The organism is Paenibacillus sp. FJAT-26967 (assembly GCF_001541095.1).
Lineage (GTDB): Bacteria > Bacillota > Bacilli > Paenibacillales > NBRC-103111 > Paenibacillus_F.
Window position 1 is genome coordinate 2,192,434 of record NZ_LMXH01000001.1, and the last position, 17,343, is coordinate 2,209,776.

At 44.3% G+C, this 17,343-nt stretch carries 16 protein-coding genes and 2 pseudogenes; all 18 read left to right on the top strand.

All coding sequences use genetic code 11. The annotated features are described in order from the left end of the window. Window positions 1-41 precede the first annotated feature (41 nt). The 18 genes and pseudogenes from AR333_RS09465 (at window position 42) to AR333_RS09550 (ending at window position 17,263) form a co-directional block, all read left to right on the top strand. Window positions 42-380 carry a helix-turn-helix transcriptional regulator gene (locus tag AR333_RS09465; RefSeq protein WP_068775197.1) on the top strand — a complete coding sequence of 113 codons (339 nt, stop codon included), beginning with the start codon at window positions 42-44 and terminating at the stop codon, window positions 378-380. 29 nt (window positions 381-409) lie between these two features. Then, window positions 410-919, top strand: a complete 510-nt coding sequence (locus tag AR333_RS09470) for an SRPBCC domain-containing protein (RefSeq protein WP_068775000.1) — start codon at window positions 410-412, stop codon at window positions 917-919. Window positions 920-1,280: 361 nt separating this feature from the next. Further along, window positions 1,281-1,790, top strand: coding sequence for a GNAT family N-acetyltransferase (locus AR333_RS09475; RefSeq protein WP_068775001.1), 510 nt, complete (start codon window positions 1,281-1,283; stop codon window positions 1,788-1,790). A gap of 580 nt (window positions 1,791-2,370) precedes the next feature. Beyond that, window positions 2,371-4,092 (top strand): annotated as a pseudogene (locus AR333_RS25365) (collagen-like protein); the annotation flags it as partial. Window positions 4,093-4,532: 440 nt separating this feature from the next. Further along, the gene (locus AR333_RS09485; RefSeq protein ID WP_068775198.1) at window positions 4,533-6,032 is read left to right on the top strand and encodes a malate:quinone oxidoreductase; all 1,500 of its coding nucleotides are present in this window, start codon (window positions 4,533-4,535) and stop codon (window positions 6,030-6,032) included. A gap of 301 nt (window positions 6,033-6,333) precedes the next feature. Then, window positions 6,334-6,714, top strand: a pseudogene (locus tag AR333_RS09490) (SDR family oxidoreductase); the annotation flags it as partial. 209 nt (window positions 6,715-6,923) lie between these two features. After that, a complete protein-coding gene (locus tag AR333_RS09495) occupies window positions 6,924-7,274 on the top strand; it encodes a metalloregulator ArsR/SmtB family transcription factor (RefSeq protein WP_253735769.1) in 351 nt (116 codons plus the stop codon). Window positions 7,275-7,290: 16 nt separating this feature from the next. After that, window positions 7,291-8,589: an arsenic transporter gene (locus AR333_RS09500; protein WP_068775002.1), complete on the top strand. Its 1,299-nt coding sequence runs from the start codon at window positions 7,291-7,293 to the stop codon at window positions 8,587-8,589. Window positions 8,590-8,607: 18 nt separating this feature from the next. Further along, on the top strand, window positions 8,608-9,039 hold the full coding sequence (gene arsC / locus AR333_RS09505; protein ID WP_068775003.1) for an arsenate reductase (thioredoxin): 432 nt from the start codon (window positions 8,608-8,610) through the stop codon (window positions 9,037-9,039). A 245-nt stretch (window positions 9,040-9,284) separates the two neighbouring features. Next, on the top strand, window positions 9,285-9,848 hold the full coding sequence (ahpC, locus tag AR333_RS09510; protein ID WP_068775004.1) for an alkyl hydroperoxide reductase subunit C: 564 nt from the start codon (window positions 9,285-9,287) through the stop codon (window positions 9,846-9,848). Between the two features lie 12 nt (window positions 9,849-9,860). Continuing rightward, entirely contained in the window at window positions 9,861-11,390 is a 1,530-nt protein-coding gene (gene ahpF / locus AR333_RS09515; protein WP_068775005.1) for an alkyl hydroperoxide reductase subunit F, read from the top strand. Between the two features lie 182 nt (window positions 11,391-11,572). After that, complete coding sequence (locus AR333_RS09520) at window positions 11,573-12,001, top strand: MarR family transcriptional regulator (RefSeq protein ID WP_068775006.1); 429 nt, start codon at window positions 11,573-11,575, stop codon at window positions 11,999-12,001. An 11-nt stretch (window positions 12,002-12,012) separates the two neighbouring features. Next, window positions 12,013-13,251, top strand: a complete 1,239-nt coding sequence (locus AR333_RS09525; protein WP_367584206.1) for an MFS transporter — start codon at window positions 12,013-12,015, stop codon at window positions 13,249-13,251. Window positions 13,252-13,467: 216 nt separating this feature from the next. Then, window positions 13,468-13,818, top strand: coding sequence for a DUF3221 domain-containing protein (locus AR333_RS09530; RefSeq protein ID WP_068775008.1), 351 nt, complete (start codon window positions 13,468-13,470; stop codon window positions 13,816-13,818). 397 nt (window positions 13,819-14,215) lie between these two features. After that, a complete protein-coding gene (locus tag AR333_RS09535) occupies window positions 14,216-14,866 on the top strand; it encodes a zinc dependent phospholipase C family protein (protein WP_068775009.1) in 651 nt (216 codons plus the stop codon). Window positions 14,867-14,982: 116 nt separating this feature from the next. Next, a complete protein-coding gene (locus AR333_RS09540; RefSeq protein WP_068775010.1) occupies window positions 14,983-15,513 on the top strand; it encodes a DinB family protein in 531 nt (176 codons plus the stop codon). 43 nt (window positions 15,514-15,556) lie between these two features. Next, a complete protein-coding gene (locus AR333_RS09545; RefSeq protein WP_068775011.1) occupies window positions 15,557-16,234 on the top strand; it encodes an HAD hydrolase-like protein in 678 nt (225 codons plus the stop codon). Between the two features lie 54 nt (window positions 16,235-16,288). Continuing rightward, window positions 16,289-17,263 (top strand): aldo/keto reductase, encoded by a 975-nt coding sequence (locus AR333_RS09550; RefSeq protein ID WP_068775012.1) that lies wholly within the window; start codon window positions 16,289-16,291, stop codon window positions 17,261-17,263. Window positions 17,264-17,343: the final 80 nt, after the last annotated feature.

A 17,343-nucleotide genomic window follows, 5' to 3' on the forward strand; every position in this document is an offset into this window, starting at 1 on the left:
GCCGGACACCTACAAGTACGGCAGGAGAATGGATGGTGACGATGGATACACGCGTCATGAGTGCTCTTGCAGAGCCGAACCGGTTGATGATCGTGGAGCTGCTGCGCGAGCGTCCGCTTACGGTGGGAGAAATTGCAGAACGGTTGGAACTTCGTCAGCCTCAGGCATCCAAACATTTGCGTGTCTTGAGCGAGTCGGGCCTTGTTAAGGCACAGGTGGATGCGAATCGGCGGATCTACAGTCTGCAGCCGGCTCCTTTTCAAGAGTTGGACGAATGGCTGAAGACCTATCGCGTTATCTGGGAGGAACGATTTGACCGTCTGGACGACTATTTACAGAAGCTGCAGGATCCGGAGACCGGGGAAGAATCGCAAGACTAGCAGCAGTAAACCCATTAGGAGGAATGTATATGACCGATCCAATCATTTCTAAGGTGGAAGACAAGACCCTGACACTGGAGCGCGTATTCAAAGCGCCCCGCGAGCTCGTGTTCCAGGCTTTCACGCAGGCCGGGCATTTGAAGCATTGGTGGGGGCCAAGAGGCTGGAGCATACCGGTATGCAGCGTTGATTTCCGTGTCGGCGGCATTTGGCATTATTGCATGAAATGCGAAGACAAGAATCAGGGAGACTTCTACGGCATGGAATCGTGGGGCAAAGCGGTATACAGCGAGATCCAGGCGCCGGAGAAGATTGTATACACGGACTATTTCTCCGATGCAGACGGTAATATCTCGGAAACGATGCCTGCTACAGTCTGTACATTGATGTTCATAGAGGTCGAAGGCGGTACCAAAGTTATCAGCATCTCTGAATATGCAGAGGCTGAAAGCTTGAAGCAGGTGCTGGATATGGGCATGCTGCAGGGCATCACCCAGACATGGGATCGTTTGGGCGAACACTTGGAATCGATTCAATAAGGCAGACGGTCAGATATTGACCGGTCTTGTTATAAGAACATGGATGAGAGAAGATCACTTCCCGAAGAGAAGTGATCTTCTTTTGTCGTTAGCCGTCCGCACGTCGCTTCGGAGCGAAGCTCAGGGCTTGTTAAAAACGTTAGCGGCAAACGGTGTCAATATCAGCGGTATTTTACCTTTTCAAATCTTTTAACTCATTTGATGAAAGAATATGAAACCCGTAGACTACGTTTTATAATTTAAGGATATATATTTGTCTTATACACCAGATAAGAGGCTACATCCTTTTCCGATATTGGTATAGAACTTATGTCGATATCCGCAAATAACTTGAAATCATTAATTGAAACGAGGTGTTCTTATGAATAAATCTACGATTCGCATTATGAACGATAGTGACCCGGATCGACTTTCTGAAGCATTTCGTAAACAAGGCTGGGATAAGCCGACCGATCAATATGTTAGATACTTAGAAGAGCAAGTTAACGGAAATATAGTGTCTTTAATTGCTGAGGTTGAGGGTAATCTGGCGGGTAATGTCAATATAGTTTGGCAGTCAGATTATCCTTATTTCAAAGAATATCGTATACCCGAAATTCAAGATTTTAACGTGTTGATAAAGTATCGCCGCCATGGAATAGGTACAATGCTAATGAATAAATGCGAGGAAATGATTAGTGAAAGATTTGATGCTGCCGGACTTGGTGTAGGTTTATTCCATGATTACGGTGAGGCCCAAATCTTATATGCAAATCGCGGCTATATCCCCGACGGAAAAGGAATTTATAAAAATGGCGAGTATCTTTCATATGGGCAGAAAGTAATTGTAGATGACGACTTGAATTTATTTTTTGTAAAAAAATTACGCTGATCCCGGATAAGAGTTCAACTACAGTAGAGTTGTCTTTTATTCAGGGGCATGGCTATTTTTCTGTGGTGATTGTTTCGTTCTGATAGGTGAATGCCGTGTAGTTTTACGGATCATTTGCGTAGAATGTGGTAGGAGCATAGTACTGTTTGGGTTCATCGTCAGAACAAATAGGGAGAGATGGAGGATGAGCCGGTGGTATCGTATTCGTGCGGTTAACTCCGCTATTCGGAAATTACGGAACGCAAGATCTTTCTTAATCCGCGGAGAGTTTGAGCGTGCAGAGTATAAAATAATTGGTAGTCTTATTTCTCTTAGCCGTAAGGACGCTTGCAGCAATAGAAGCAGGGAGTGGAATCCGCCTCATTGCAGGGGGAAGGGACTGAGTAGATCTGAGATTACGGAAAAGTATGTAAGGAAAATAAATGCGGTAATAAGTAAATTATTAATAGCTAAAACTTACGCAAAACGGAATGAAATAAAATGTGCAGAGAAAAAAGTGTCCCAATCCTTACTAAATCTTATCCGGATTCTAAAATGTATGAATCAGATCGAACACTCAAAGGCAGGTAGGGAGTACAAGGGCCCGACTGGGGCGACAGGAGCAATGGGCCCAAGAGGAGCAACAGGTCCCACGGGAGCGACGAGGGCGAGGGGAGTAACAGGACCGACGGGCGCAATGGGCCTGATGGGAGCAAGAGGGACGACGGGGGCTACCGGTGAGACAGGAGCAATCGGACCCACAGGTGCGACGGGTTCAACAGGTGCAACAGCGATAGGACTGACAGGTGCAACCGGTCCAACGGGAGCGACAGGAACGACAGGTGCGACAGGTCTGTCAGGAGAAACCGGTCTGACAGGAGCAACAGGATCGACGGGGGCTACTGGTCCCACAGGTGCAACTGGCCTGACAGGTGCAACCGGTGCAACGGGGCCAACGGGCGTAACAGGTCCAACGGGAGCGACCGGTGCTACAGGTGCAACAGGCCTGACAGGCCCGACGGGAGCGACGGGTCCCACAGGTGCAACCGGTGCAACGGGAGTGACAGGACCGACAGGTGCAACCGGTCCAACGGGAGCGACAGGTCTGTCAGGAGAAACCGGTCTGACAGGAGCAACAGGTGCAACCGGTTTGAGAGGAGTGACAGGATCGACGGGGGCTACTGGTCCCACAGGTGCAACTGGCCTGACAGGTGCAAGCGGTGCAACGGGAGCGACAGGTCCTACAGGTGCGACAGGTCTGACAGGCGCAACCGGTGCATCGGGAGCGACAGGACCGACAGGAGCAACCGGTCCAACAGGACCGACAGGAGCAACCGGTCCAACAGGAGTAACTGGGCCAACAGGAGCAACCGGCTCGACAGGTGCGACGGGTCCAACGGGAGCGACAGGTCCTACAGCTGCGACAGGTGCAACCGGTCCAACGGGAGCGACAGGTCCTACAGGTGCGACTGGGCCAACAGGAGCAACCGGCTCGACAGGTGCTACCGGTGCGATAGGTGCGACAGGTCTGACAGGAGCAACCGGTGCAACGGGAACGACTGGACCAACAGGAGCAACCGGCTCGACAGGGGCTACCGGTGCGATAGGTGCGACGGGGCCAACGGGAGTAACAGGTCTGACCGGGACGACGGGAGCAACGGGAGCGACGGGTCCCACAGGTGCAACTGGACCCACAGGTGCAACTGGACCCACAGGTGCAAGCGGTGGGACGGGTGCGACAGGAACGACGGGCGTAACAGGCCCGACAGGAGCAACTGGTGCAACGGGAGTAACAGGCCCGACGGGAGCAACCGGTGCTACAGGAGCAACCAGTCCCACGGGAGCGACTGGACCAACAGGTGCAACAGGCCTGACAGGCGCAACAGGGCCAACGGGTGTGACCGGTTCAACAGGTCCCACAGGTGCAACCGGTATTTTCCAACAATTTCAGGTGTCCGAGAATACACCAAACACATCGGGAAGTTCCGCAATTCCCATAGGTGCTGTCGTCACCACTCTAAAAACGATCACTTTAACCGGGGTCACAGCTGGAAGCCGAATCTGGTTAACCGGAATTGTTGGTTGGCAAGACACGTCTGGCAATACTTTGGTTCAATTACAGATTCTTCGAGGCGCAACGATTATCTTCAGTATTAATGAAGACGGTGACGGCAATAACCAGTTTGGATCAACGAGCATCAACCATGTTGATTTAACTCCCGGAACCGGCAATGTTACGTATTCGTTAGCTGCTTTGACCCTTTCAGGAACAGCGAATGCTGTCGGAGCCATCACTTTTACCGGAGCACTAATACTGCCTTAATCCAATAAGCGACCAAACTTTTAAGATTGGCCGCTTTAATGTTTATATCGTTTTAAATTTAGTTCGAAGATGTCCATTGAGGTGCTGCTCGAAAAAAATTTTTACAATAGGGTAAGCGAACATGTAATTTCATTACAAATAGTGGTAAATTAGAATATGGAAAAAACAATAAATGAGAAAGAGAGTCTCAACTATCTCATTTATAATCATAGTTCCCTCAATCTAGTTGCTTATAGATCTGATGACTAAAATAGAAGAAAAAAGAGGTATTATCAAAATCAATAGCAAAAAACTAAGAGATTAGCTATAATTTAATAAACGACTGAATTGGCAATTAAAACAGATAAGGTGTGTGAAAGGTCGCGTCTCGGCTAAGTGTTACGCCTATGCAGGAGCGCCTGCATCCTTTCTGCAAATATTACGGTATAGGGATGGTAAAAATGAGTAACAGAGAAACTAAAACTGACGTCATCTTAATTGGTGCCGGAATCATGAGTGCGACCTTAGGGACACTTCTGAAAGAATTAGTACCGGAATGGGAAATTACAGTGTTCGAGAAGCTTGAGAATGCCGGTGATGAAAGCTCGAACGAATGGAATAATGCGGGAACAGGGCATGCGGCATTGTGCGAGCTTAATTACACAGCTCAAAAACCAGACGGTTCTATAGATATTAGTAAAGCTATCGAAATTAATGAACAGTTTCAGGTTTCTATGCAATTTTGGTCTTATCTTGTAAACAGCAAGTTGATACGTAATCCGCAGGACTTTATCATGCCGCTGCCTCATATGAGTATGGTTCAAGGAGAAGAAAATGTAGCGTTTTTAAAGAAACGCTTTGAAGCCATGTCTAATAACCCGCTGTTCCAGGGCATGGAATTTTCCGACGATCCTGCAAAGCTGATGGAATGGATTCCGCTTATCATACAAGACCGTCCCTCGAATGAACCTATAGCGGCGACCAAGATTGACTCGGGTACGGATGTGAACTTTGGCGCTTTAACGCGCATCTTGTTCGACCACTTGAAGAGTAAAAACGTTAATATGAAATATAAGCATAGTGTTGATAACATTAAACGTGCCAGCGATGGATCATGGGAATTGAAAGTACGAAACGACCGCGGCAACGTCGAACGCCATCATGCAAAATTCGTCTTTATCGGCGGCGGTGGAGGAAGTCTGCACTTACTGCAAAAATCCGGCATTCCAGAAGGTAAACATATCGGAGGATTTCCGGTAAGCGGAATATTTATGGTATGTAAGAATCCGGATGTTGTAGCGCAGCACCATGCCAAAGTATATGGCAAAGCTAAGCTTGGAGCTCCTCCAATGTCTGTTCCGCATCTTGATACCAGATTTATCGATAATAAAAAATCATTGCTGTTCGGACCTTTTGCAGGTTTCTCGCCGAAGTTTTTAAAAACCGGTTCTATGTTTGATCTCGTGACTTCCGTAAAACCGGATAATCTCGTAACGATGTTGTCGGCTGGGGCTAAGAACATGTCATTGACCAAATACCTGATCGAGCAAGTTATGTTATCGAAAGAAAAGCGCATGGAAGAGCTGCGTGAATTTATCCCGAATGCCAAAATCGAGGATTGGGATTTAGTCGTAGCGGGCCAACGTGTGCAAGTTATCAAAGATACGGTCGCTGGAGGTAAGGGCACACTTCAATTCGGAACGGAAGTTATTAATGCCGCGGATGGCTCGATTGCCGCATTATTAGGTGCTTCCCCGGGAGCTTCCACTGCTGTTCACGTAATGCTTGAGGTAATTAACAAATGTTTCCCGCAGCATATGAAAGAGTGGGAGCCGAAAATTAAAGAAATGATTCCTTCTTATGGTTTATCCTTATTGGAAAATCTGGATCTTCTGCATGAAATTCATACTTCAACTGCAGAGACGCTTGCTCTAAAAGAAAAAGAGCTGGCCTACAGTTAAAATTAGGGTAAGCGGCACTTTTTATATGTACAAAGAACTCTCCATCTCTGGAGAGTTCTTTTTTTTGTATCGTCGTATTTGCGGGATTTGAGGGGGAATTTCATGTGTAAAAAGAGACAATTGCTATTAGTCGCAGCCCAGTCCATTGAATCTTTTGACTTGAAGCGTAATCTTACAGATTCACCTCCGGGTCAATCTTTGACGTCTCTTCCCTTGAGGCTGGTACGGTCACCATAGAGCAGGACGGATGGGATTGCGCAAGCGAGCATCAACTTTTATTCTCGGCGGCTTTAGGTCTGAGATCTTCCTTGAGAAAGGAAAGGGCGTAATTATCAGTACGGCTTCTATGGGCGGTTTCAGCGGCGCGCATGCGGGCACCGCTTACACGGCATCCAAGCACGCCGTTATCGGCTTAACTAAAAACACGGCATTTATGTATGCGCAAAAAGGCATTCGCTGCAATGCGATCGCACCTGGAGCAACAATGACTAACATCGCTTCGACGATCACCAATGTAAGCGAGTTCGGCGCTTCAAGAACGAAGGTTACTCAAGGGGTTATACCATGCGTCGGACAAGCAGAAGAAATCGCACAAGTAGCCTTGTTCCTCGCAACCGATGAATCGAGTTTCGTAAACGGCGCAATTATCGCCACGGACGGGGGTTGGACGACAGGTTTCTAAACCTGTGACCGGAAATGTAAGGCTTTAAACGCTGTAGCAGCCAAGCTGCTTGCAGCGTTTTTCAGTTTTGCTTCGAACTGTAAATCGAAAAGTTAAAAAGTTATTGATTTATAATCAAATTATCCGTATAGTTTTATATGTACATATAAGCATCTAATTATATGTCGGCTTATCTCAAGATAAAAATGGTATAAAGGAGGTCGGCTTCTTTGACCCAACAAATAAATACGGATAACATTCGTGATATTTCTCAAATTCTTAAACTTCTGGGAGATAAAACGAGGCTTATTACGATGAAGCTGCTGGAGCATCAAGAATGCTGTGTATGTGAACTCGTCGAAATCATCAACACTAGTCAGCCTGCAATAAGCCAACACTTGAGAAAGCTTAAAGATGTGGGTCTTGTAAAAGAAGAACGCAGAGGACAGTGGATTTTCTACTCTATAAACAGAGAAAATAAACACTACGAGCTGATTGAGAAGCTAATCGGTTATGTTCCTTCTCAAAATCACGAATTCGAAACGTTAGCAAAAAAAGGATTGAGAGTTACTTGCAAATAATTGGGGGTTTAATGAAGTGAGTTTTGTTATATTAGCCTGTATTATTTTTCTGATCACACTTGTACTTATTATCTGGCAGCCTGGAAACTTATCTATTGGCTGGTCTGCTTGCGGCGGAGCCATTCTAGCGCTTCTGGCAGGGGTCGTAACCTTTCAGGATGTTCTAGATGTCACGCAAATTGTATGGAATGCCACTTTAGCCTTTGTTGCGATCATCATAATATCGTTAATTCTCGACAGGATTGGCATTTTTGAATGGGCCGCATTACATATGGCAAGAGCTGCACGCGGGAATGGAATTCGAATGTTTATTTATGTCTCGGTTCTTGGAGCTGTCGTAGCTGCATTATTCGCTAATGACGGCGCGGCCTTAATTCTGACACCCATTGTACTTGCTATGGTAAGGGCGCTGAATTTTGAGGAGAGCAAAGTTTTCCCTTTTATTATTGCGAGCGGATTTATTGCCGATACGACATCTTTGCCGTTAGTCGTAAGCAACTTGGTGAATATTGTTTCGGCTGATTTCTTCGGAATAAGTTTTCTGGAGTACGCCGGACGCATGTTTGTACCGAATTTATTCTCACTCGCGGCCAGTATTCTGGTGCTTTATTTCTTTTTTCGCAAAAGTATCCCAAGACAATTCAATGCCGAGCAATTAAGGAGACCTTCCGAAGCGATTAAAGATCCCTATATGTTCCGCTTGTCATGGATCGTCTTAGGTGTACTGATGATCGGGTACTTTGTAAGTGAATTTCTAAAGATCCCCGTGTCTATAGTGGCTGGAATCATCGCGATTTTCTTTCTGCTGATGGCTCGCAAGAGCCCGTTTGTCCCGGTAAAAGAAGTTGTAAAAGGTGCACCCTGGGCCATCGTATTTTTCTCAATAGGTATGTACGTAGTCGTGTATGGGCTTCGTAATGCAGGGCTGACCGATCTGCTTGCAGGTGTTATCCAGGGCGCCGCAGACCGGGGGATGTTTGCGGCAACTATGGCAATGGGCTTCATCGCGGCTATTATTTCATCCTTAATGAACAATTTGCCTACCGTCATGATCGATGCCCTGGCAATTGATGCTACCGATGCAACGGGAGCCATAAAAGAAGCTTTGATCTATGCGAACATTATTGGTTCCGATTTAGGTCCTAAGATTACACCTATCGGATCGCTGGCAACCCTTTTGTGGCTGCACGTACTAACTTCCAAGGGGATGAAAATATCCTGGGGCACTTATTTTAAGACGGGGATTATTTTGACTATCCCTACGTTATTTATAACTTTGTTAGGCTTGTACCTTTGGTTGACCATCATTTTGTAATAAAAGGAGTATCCAATCATGGACAAAAAAACAATTTACTTCCTTTGTACGGGAAATTCTTGCCGCAGCCAAATGGCAGAAGGATGGGCAAAAAAATATCTGGGTGACAGCTGGCATGTTTATAGTGCAGGCATCGAAGCTCATGGTCTTAATCCTAACGCTGTCAAAGCCATGAATGAAGCAGGCATAGATATTTCAAAACAGACATCAGATGTGATTGACTTGACGCTGCTAAGCACCGCTGATCTGGTTGTTACATTATGTGGGGATGCTGCTGAGCGCTGCCCGGTGACTCCTCCACATGTCCGTCGAGAAGATTGGGGATTTGATGACCCCGCCAAGGCGCAAGGTACTGATGAAGAGAAATTTGCTGTTTTCCAAAGAGTGCGTGATCAAATTGGTGCGCGCATTGAAAAGTTTAACAGAATGAACTTCGGTATCCAGTGTTAGACTTTTATATTATAAAATGAAAAGCTCCGGTCTTGCCCCGCCATACCTGAGGGTTACGCTACACGATTTTGAGCATACTACAGGAAAAAAATTGAACACTTTTTGAACATACTTGACATTGAAAATCATTCGCATATAATAATTATTATAAATAGCAATCAGAATAGCCGCTAAATTATTGCGGGAAGGGTGCTAAACCACTATACTGATTGTTAGAACCCAATAACCTAGGAGGTAACAATATCATGGCATTGATTGGAACAGAAGTACTACCATTTAAAGCGAACGCTTTTCACAACGGTGATTTTATTGAAGTAACTGAGGCGAACTTTAAAGGTAAATGGAGTGTAATTTGCTTCTATCCAGCTGACTTTACATTTGTTTGTCCTACCGAACTTGGGGATTTACAAGATCAATACGCAACATTGAAAGAACTTGGTGTTGAAGTTTACTCCGTTTCTACGGATACTCATTTTGTGCACAAAGCTTGGCATGACAGCTCCGACGCTATCAGCAAAGTTACTTACATTATGATTGGTGACCCATCACATACGATTTCCCGCAACTTTGACGTGCTGATCGAAGCAGATGGAATGGCTAACCGCGCTACTTTCATCATCGATCCGGACGGCGTTATTCAAACGGTTGAAATTACAGCCGACGGCATCGGACGCGATGCAAGCACGCTGATCGACAAGATCAAGGCTGCTCAATATGTACGCAATAACCCAGGTGAAGTTTGCCCCGCTAAATGGAAAGAAGGCGCTGAAACTTTGAAGCCGAGCCTGGATCTCGTAGGTAAGATTTAAGGAGAGATTAACATGAAACTGGATGCAGACATAAAGAACCAGCTAGCGCAGTATCTTCAGCTTATGGAAGGCGATGTTCTGCTGAAAGTCAGTGCAGGTACCGATTCTGTATCAAACGATTTGATGGATTTGGTTAATGAACTGTCCAGCATGTCGAGCCGTATCACGGTAGAGCAGACAGAGTTGTCCAGAACTCCAAGCTTTAGCGTAAACCGCCCGGGTGAAGACATGGGCGTAACCTTTGCAGGAATACCGCTAGGGCATGAATTTACTTCATTGGTCTTGGCTTTGCTTCAAGTCAGCGGACGAGCGCCGAAGGCCGAACAAAGCGTGATCGATCGGATTAAAAGCATTCAAGGCGACTTTCACTTTGAAAGTTATGTAAGCCTGTCTTGCCATAACTGTCCTGATGTTGTTCAAGCGCTGAATTTGATGAGTGTACTTAACCCTGGTATTACTCATACGATGATTGACGGCGCTGCGTTCAAATCGGAAGTGGAGAGCAAAGATATTCTGGCAGTGCCGACGGTATACCTGAATGGCGAAACTTTCGGAAGCGGTCGTATGACCATCGACGATATTCTTGCCAAACTGGTTACCTCGGACGCTTCCGAATTTGAGAATAAAGAGCCATACGATGTATTAGTTGTCGGTGGCGGACCAGCCGGAGCGAGCGCTGCGATTTATGCAGCACGCAAGGGGATTCGCACGGGTATTGTTGCCGATCGTTTCGGCGGGCAGGTTAACGATACCATGGGGATTGAGAACTTCATCAGTGTGAAGTATACGGAAGGTCCTAAGCTCGCTGCAAGCCTTGAAGAGCATGCCAAGGAATACGGCATTGACATCATGAAGGCACAGCGTGCGAAGCGTCTGGAGAAGAAAGATCTGATTGAAGTTGAACTGGAGAACGGTGCTGTTCTGAAAAGTAAGACGGTCATCATCTCTACAGGTGCCCGCTGGCGTAATCTGGGCGTGCCGGGTGAAGCGGAATTCAAGAACAAAGGCGTGGCTTATTGCCCGCATTGCGACGGTCCTTTATTCGCCGGAAAACGGGTTGCCGTTGTAGGCGGAGGGAATTCCGGTATTGAAGCGGCCATTGATCTTGCCGGTGTAGCGGATCACGTAACCGTACTTGAGTTTATGCCGGAATTAAAGGCTGACCAGGTTCTTCAAGATCGACTGAACAGCCTGCCTAATACGACCGTGCTCAAGAACGCTCAAATGAAAGAAGTCACTGGAACCAGCAAAGTGGACGGCATTAGTTACATCGAGCGTGAGTCCGGTGAAACGAAGCACATCGAGCTGGAGGGCGTATTCATTCAAATCGGTCTCGTTCCTAACACAGACTGGTTAGGTGATACAGTTGAGCGTACTCGTACGGGTGAAATTGTTGTAGATAACCATAGCGCAACGAATATCCCCGGGGTATTCGCCGCGGGCGACTGCACCAATACTCCTTATAAGCAAATTATTATTTCGATGGGATCAGGTGCTACTGCAGCATTAGGAGCGTTTGATTATATGATCCGAAATCAATAAGCACACTTGTAGGAAACAGTCTGCAAGGAATTAAGAGCCCTAACCTTTCGGTTAGGGCTCTTTACTTTGTACAAAGAGAGAGGCATGTTCGATTATTTAGCTCTTCATATTGACACGGAAAACTTGCGGATATATAGTTAAGTGAATTTAATTAAATTGAGTTAACTAAGGGGAAGGTTTTCTTGCTATCGAGTATTTTCGGGAAGCTCTACTATGATTTGACGCTCCATGAACTGAAAATGATGAACTCCATTGATTTGTATCCCAATCTTACCTACAACAGTCTTTTATATCTGGATCTAATCGCCTGCAATCCTAATTGTACAGTCAGTTCTCTTGCCGAATTACTGCATGTATCCAAATCTGCCGTGACCATTAAAGTAAGTGAATTGATCAAACAAGGTTTTGTGGAAAAAAATCAGAGTGAACTTGATAAAAGAGTGTATTACTTATCGGTTAAGCCAGAAATTCAAGGACATTATGAAATTTATAATCAAATAATCAAACAGGCAGGAGAGAAAATGAAGGACACGTATACCACCGAGGAGATATCGCTCTTTTGTAACATGCTGTCCTCTTTTAATAAATTTTGCTTTCCGGAGAAATCTTAATTCCAACATACATCAAGGATTCATACAGACAGAAAGAGGAATCAGACATGAAAAAACCGATTAAAGAACAAAAAACCGTATTGCTTATCCTTCTGAGCAACCTTTTCATTGCCTTCCTGGGAATTGGCCTTGTCATCCCCGTTATGCCGTCATTTATGACGATTATGCACTTATCAGGAAGTACGATGGGCTACCTTATTGCTGTGTTTGCGGTGGCGCAGCTGATTATGTCCCCATTCGCCGGGCGCTGGGTAGACCGTTACGGCAGGAAGAGAATTATCATACTCGGCTTATTCCTTTTTGGTGTTTCGGAACTTATTTTTGGTCTGGGCACTAGCGTTTCGGTGCTGTATCTATCACGGATCCTGGGGGGATTCAGCGCGGCCTTTATTATGCCGGGTGTTACGGCTTATGTGGCGGACATTACAACCGTTCAGGAACGGCCCAAAGCAATGGGGTACATTTCCGCAGCCATCAGCACGGGCTTTATTATAGGACCCGGTATAGGCGGTTTTATAGCAGAGTACGGTGTGCGGTTACCTTTCTATTGTGCGGCAGCTATTGCTTTTGCAGCGTGTATTTCGTCCATTTTTATTCTAAAAGAGCCGGAAACAAAGGAAACATCTGCGGGAATTTCTGCGGATTCCAAGCATACAAACTTTATAGGCGATTTAAAAAAGTCACTTCATCCGCTTTACTTTATTGCCTTCATTATCGTATTTGTACTTGCTTTCGGTTTATCCGCCTATGAAACGGTGTTCAGCTTATTCTCGGATCACAAGTTCGGCTTCACACCCAAGGATATTGCCGGCATTATTACAATAAGTTCAATTTTCGGCGTTGTTGTACAAGTGTTTATGTTTGGAAAAATGGTCGATATTCTCGGTGAAAAAAAACTGATCCAGTTATGTTTAATTGCAGGGGCCATACTGGCAGTAGCGTCAACCATCGTTACCAGCTATTGGACAATGCTGGCGGTTACTTGCTTGATCTTCCTCGCATTTGACTTGCTTCGTCCGGCTCTAACAACATTTCTGTCCAAGGCCGGCGGGAATGAGCAGGGATTTGTTGCTGGAATGAACTCCACCTATACGAGCTTAGGCAATATTGTCGGGCCGGCAATGGGCGGAATTCTGTTTGACATAAATATCAATTATCCTTATCTATTTGCCGCTGTCATTATGGTTGTCGGGCTCGGTATTACTGTGATCTGGAAAGAAAGCCAATTGACCGCAGAATCAGCGGATTAATTTGAACTTATAAAGGCTCATTACCTGCTTTATGGTCATTAGGTAAAATTTATAAGAGGCAAGCTGCTGTCGGTATTCTACCCGCGGCAGCTTGTTTATGTTTCTGTGCGCTCCCGTAATCAAAGCCGCAATCCGTTGTCCGCAATGGAAGGTTTCTTTTTAATCGTTTTACAATATAATTAACGAGAACATTAATTTATGAAAGAGGTGATATCTATGTTTAAGAAATCCTGGTTGTTTTTAATCCTTATATTTATTGCCGCATGTTCAACTCAACCAGAGGAATCAATTCAAACTGATATTACGGGAATCATAACTGCAATCAATAAAGAAAAGAATCAAATTCTGGTCATTGATAATAAAAAGAAAAAAGACATAACGGAAAAAAGAGAAGCTATGTGGGTTAGTATGGACAAAAACGGGGAGTTGATTGTCGACGGTAGTACCCTTACGGATCATACTTTTAATAAGGAAATTTTAGGACGGAAAGCCATGGTATGGATAGATGGGATTATTCTCAAATCGGACCCGCCGCAGACTTTTGCTTCGAAACTTATTGTAGAATAGGCAGCAGCCCGTGTCCCAAATGCAGCGGTCAAATGAGAAAGTTGCTCATAACCTGACAACTGGCCGACCCTGACAGCTCTGGCAAGTGAGAAAAATTGGCCAGCATTCTCTGCAAGCACAGCCTTCACGGTTCTAACCGCGGAAGGTTGTGCTTGTTTTATTTGCTTACAGCTTATTTTGCTAAACTCGGAGGTGGGCAGTTGAAATCCTTATTCGCGCCGACTCTGATGCGTGCAGTTATTAATCCAATGCGCAAAAGCAGTGGAAGAAATACGGATCAGGCAGCTTGTCAACGATGCTACCGCTCAAAAGAGGAGTTTTGGCGCTAAGTCATGAATGTTAGTTATAAGTTGAAGTACAAAATTGTGTAAGGAAATTATTGAAGGGATGAAGGGACATGGGTTCAAGAATCATGCACTTAATTATTGCTAATAGAATTGCGGAGAGCTTGTCCATAGAAAATAAAACCTCCTTGTTACTTGGAAGCGTTGCTCCCGATGCTGTTTCAACTAAAAACGAATCCCATTTTTTTAAGGGTACAGCACAAGATTATTCGCGAAGCGTAGATTATAAAGGATTTTTACATAAATATAACTCGCAAGCAGAAAGTCCATTTATCTGGGGGTATTATACACATTTAATTGCGGATGATATATGGCTGAAAGGTTTTTATCTTCCTTGGCTGAGAAACAGAATTGAAGCAAATAAAGAATTGTATACTCTATACCACAATGATTTCCGGTTACTAAATGGACACTTATTGGAACACTACGGTATTAAAGATGAATTAATAAAATCGCTGGACTGCAGCCAGACAAGTATTGATTTGCAAGAGGTAAAGTCCAAGGAGGTCGATGAATTCATTCCATATGTATTAGGAGATATGGAATATGATAAGGAAGTTTTAAATGAAAAGCTTCATGTTTTTACTTTTGATCAGATAGTCGGTTATATAGAAACATCTGTTGAGATCGGCTTATTGAACTTACAACAGGCCTCCATCCTATACCGGATGCCATTAGATTTACCTAAGCAAGAACATTATTAGGGATATTATGGAACAATACATGTTGATTCGTATCGTGGATGATTCTTATAATAGATTTATTACATAAGAATTACTTCTAAAGATTAAAGCTAGCGGGCATTGGAGGAGAAGCCAGGATGTTATACGATTTACAAGGTGAATCAAACATGTCAACAATTGTCGGAATACTATATTCCGCTGTTAAAGAAAACAGCCAGCGGCTGCAATTAATCACGGATGGAATGACGCAAGAAGAAGTGGATTACAAGGGTCCCCATAACAACTTGAATAGTACAGCTCAGTTAATAAAACACATTATGTATGTGGATCTGAATTGGGTCTATAGAATGAAGAGACAACCACTTCCTCTTTCTTTAAAAGAGCAATATGGCCCCATGATTGATGCCAATAACAGGCTTCCGATGATCGATGGTATGCCGCTACACACGCTGCTGACTGACTGTGAAGGTGTGCTGGACCTTTTGAAAGATGCATGCATACAGCTGACAGATAAAGACCTGGATATCGTTGTGAATTTTGGGCATGAAAATGAAAAGCAAGCAACCTTACGCTGGGGCTTATGGCATATGGCTGATCACAGCCGGTATCATCAGGCGCAAATTAATCAGCTTAGAAAGTGGTACAGGGACAACTCTCTTTCCGGCTAAAAGGGACAAAAGCAGATTGGCAGTGAGAAAAGGGGCGAAAACAATGGTTCAATCAATCATCTTCGATATGGATGGTACACTGTTTCAGACAGATAAGATTCTAGAAGTATCCCTTGAAGATACTTTTAATTATTTAAGATCATTAAATAAATGGGATCAAGAAACACCCATTGACAAATACCGTGAAATAATGGGTGTACCATTACCTAAAGTGTGGGAAGCTTTGCTGCCCGATCATACCATTGAAATAAGAGAACAAACGGATGCGTATTTTCTGAATAGATTGATTAGAAATATAAAAAGCGGAAAAGGTGCGTTATATCCTCATGTTAAAGAAATTTTCAGTTATTTAAAAGAGAATCATTGCTCCATTTATATAGCAAGCAATGGTTTGACGGAATATTTGAAAGCCATAGTGAATTATTATGATCTGGACAATTTGGTTACAGAAACATTTAGTATCCAGCAAATCCAATCGTTAAATAAGTCTGACTTAGTTCTAAGTATTATAAAAAAATATGATATTACCCATGGAGCAGTAGTAGGTGACCGTCTGTCGGATATAAATGCGGCTAAAGATAACGGTCTTGTTGCAATAGGATGCAAATTTGATTTTGCACAAGAAGAAGAACTTGCTCAGGCAGATATAGTCATAGATGATTTGATTGAGTTAAAGGCCATAGTATCCCCGTTTATTAAAAGGACTTCAATTAGCGGCTAACGGCAGATAAGCAGTCAATGCGTTTGAAAATCGTTTGCAAAGGAGCGGGAAAGTATGAAATATCGACGTCTCGGAAAAAGCGGACTCGAAGTATCGGTATTAGGGTTGGGTACAAATGCATTTGGGAAACGTGCAGATCAAGACAATTCAATTAAGATCATACAACATGCTATTGATAGTGGTATTAATTTCATTGATACGGCTAATATTTACACAGACTCTGAATCTGAGAGAATTATTGGACAAGCTCTGGACGGGAAGCGACACAATGTGGTGCTGGCAACCAAAGCTGGATTAGTAAGAGGAAAGGGACCGAATGCAAGTGGATCATCTCGCCTTCATCTTCAACAGGAGTTGGAAGGCAGTCTTAGACGTTTAAACACAGATTATATCGACTTGTATCAAATTCATACCTTTGATCCACATACACCGCTTGAAGAAACACTTCGCGCTTTAGATGACATGGTTAGTTCAGGGAAGGTTCGTTATATTGGAGCATCTAACTATGCTGCGTGGGAGCTGATGAAAGCGCTCGGTATTAGTACGAACAAAGGGTTAATCCAGTATATCTCAAATCAAATCAGTTATTCTCTTGCGGATCGCACACCAGAACATGAATTTGTCCCCATGTGTGTAGATCAGGGAGTAGGTATCATTCCATATTTTCCGTTAGCCGGAGGCATTCTAAGCGGAAAGTACAGTGCAACAGACGAGGTGCCATCAAGCTCCAGAGCAAGTACAGATCCCAGCTTTGGTAAATATCTTGATGACAGAACAATTTTACTCGGACGAAATGTAAGTAAGCTGGCAGAGGAATATGGCCATACGTCCAGTGCGCTTTCGCTTGCATGGCTAATGGATAGACCTGCTGTCTCCACAGTTATCGTAGGGGCTACACGCATAGAACAACTTGAAGATAATCTTAAGAGTGTATCTATTAATTTGGATTTAGAAATAACCAAAGAATTAGATGAAATCAGCAGTCCATTTTGTTACGGCAAACCGCTTGCATTCTTCCGATTATCTTAAATTATGAAAAAGAGCCTGCCTCAAGGATGCTTGGCCAAAACAATCTCAGTTTATGTAAGCGCAAATAATTCGTGAAGCAA

Bases quoted from the DNA above. Each gene is read 5' to 3' on its own strand.
- AR333_RS09535 (WP_068775009.1), top strand. From the start codon at position 14,216: ATGGGTTCAAGAATCATGCACTTAATTATTGCTAATAGAATTGCGGAG.
- AR333_RS09485 (WP_068775198.1), top strand. From the start codon at position 4,533: ATGAGTAACAGAGAAACTAAAACTGACGTCATCTTAATTGGTGCCGGA.
- AR333_RS09530 (WP_068775008.1), top strand. From the start codon at position 13,468: ATGTTTAAGAAATCCTGGTTGTTTTTAATCCTTATATTTATTGCCGCA.
- AR333_RS09465 (WP_068775197.1), top strand. From the start codon at position 42: ATGGATACACGCGTCATGAGTGCTCTTGCAGAGCCGAACCGGTTGATG.
- AR333_RS09540 (WP_068775010.1), top strand. From the start codon at position 14,983: ATGTTATACGATTTACAAGGTGAATCAAACATGTCAACAATTGTCGGA.
- ahpF (WP_068775005.1), top strand. From the start codon at position 9,861: ATGAAACTGGATGCAGACATAAAGAACCAGCTAGCGCAGTATCTTCAG.
- AR333_RS09550 (WP_068775012.1), top strand. From the start codon at position 16,289: ATGAAATATCGACGTCTCGGAAAAAGCGGACTCGAAGTATCGGTATTA.
- arsC (WP_068775003.1), top strand. From the start codon at position 8,608: ATGGACAAAAAAACAATTTACTTCCTTTGTACGGGAAATTCTTGCCGC.
- ahpC (WP_068775004.1), top strand. From the start codon at position 9,285: ATGGCATTGATTGGAACAGAAGTACTACCATTTAAAGCGAACGCTTTT.
- AR333_RS09470 (WP_068775000.1), top strand. From the start codon at position 410: ATGACCGATCCAATCATTTCTAAGGTGGAAGACAAGACCCTGACACTG.
- AR333_RS09475 (WP_068775001.1), top strand. From the start codon at position 1,281: ATGAATAAATCTACGATTCGCATTATGAACGATAGTGACCCGGATCGA.
- AR333_RS09545 (WP_068775011.1), top strand. From the start codon at position 15,557: ATGGTTCAATCAATCATCTTCGATATGGATGGTACACTGTTTCAGACA.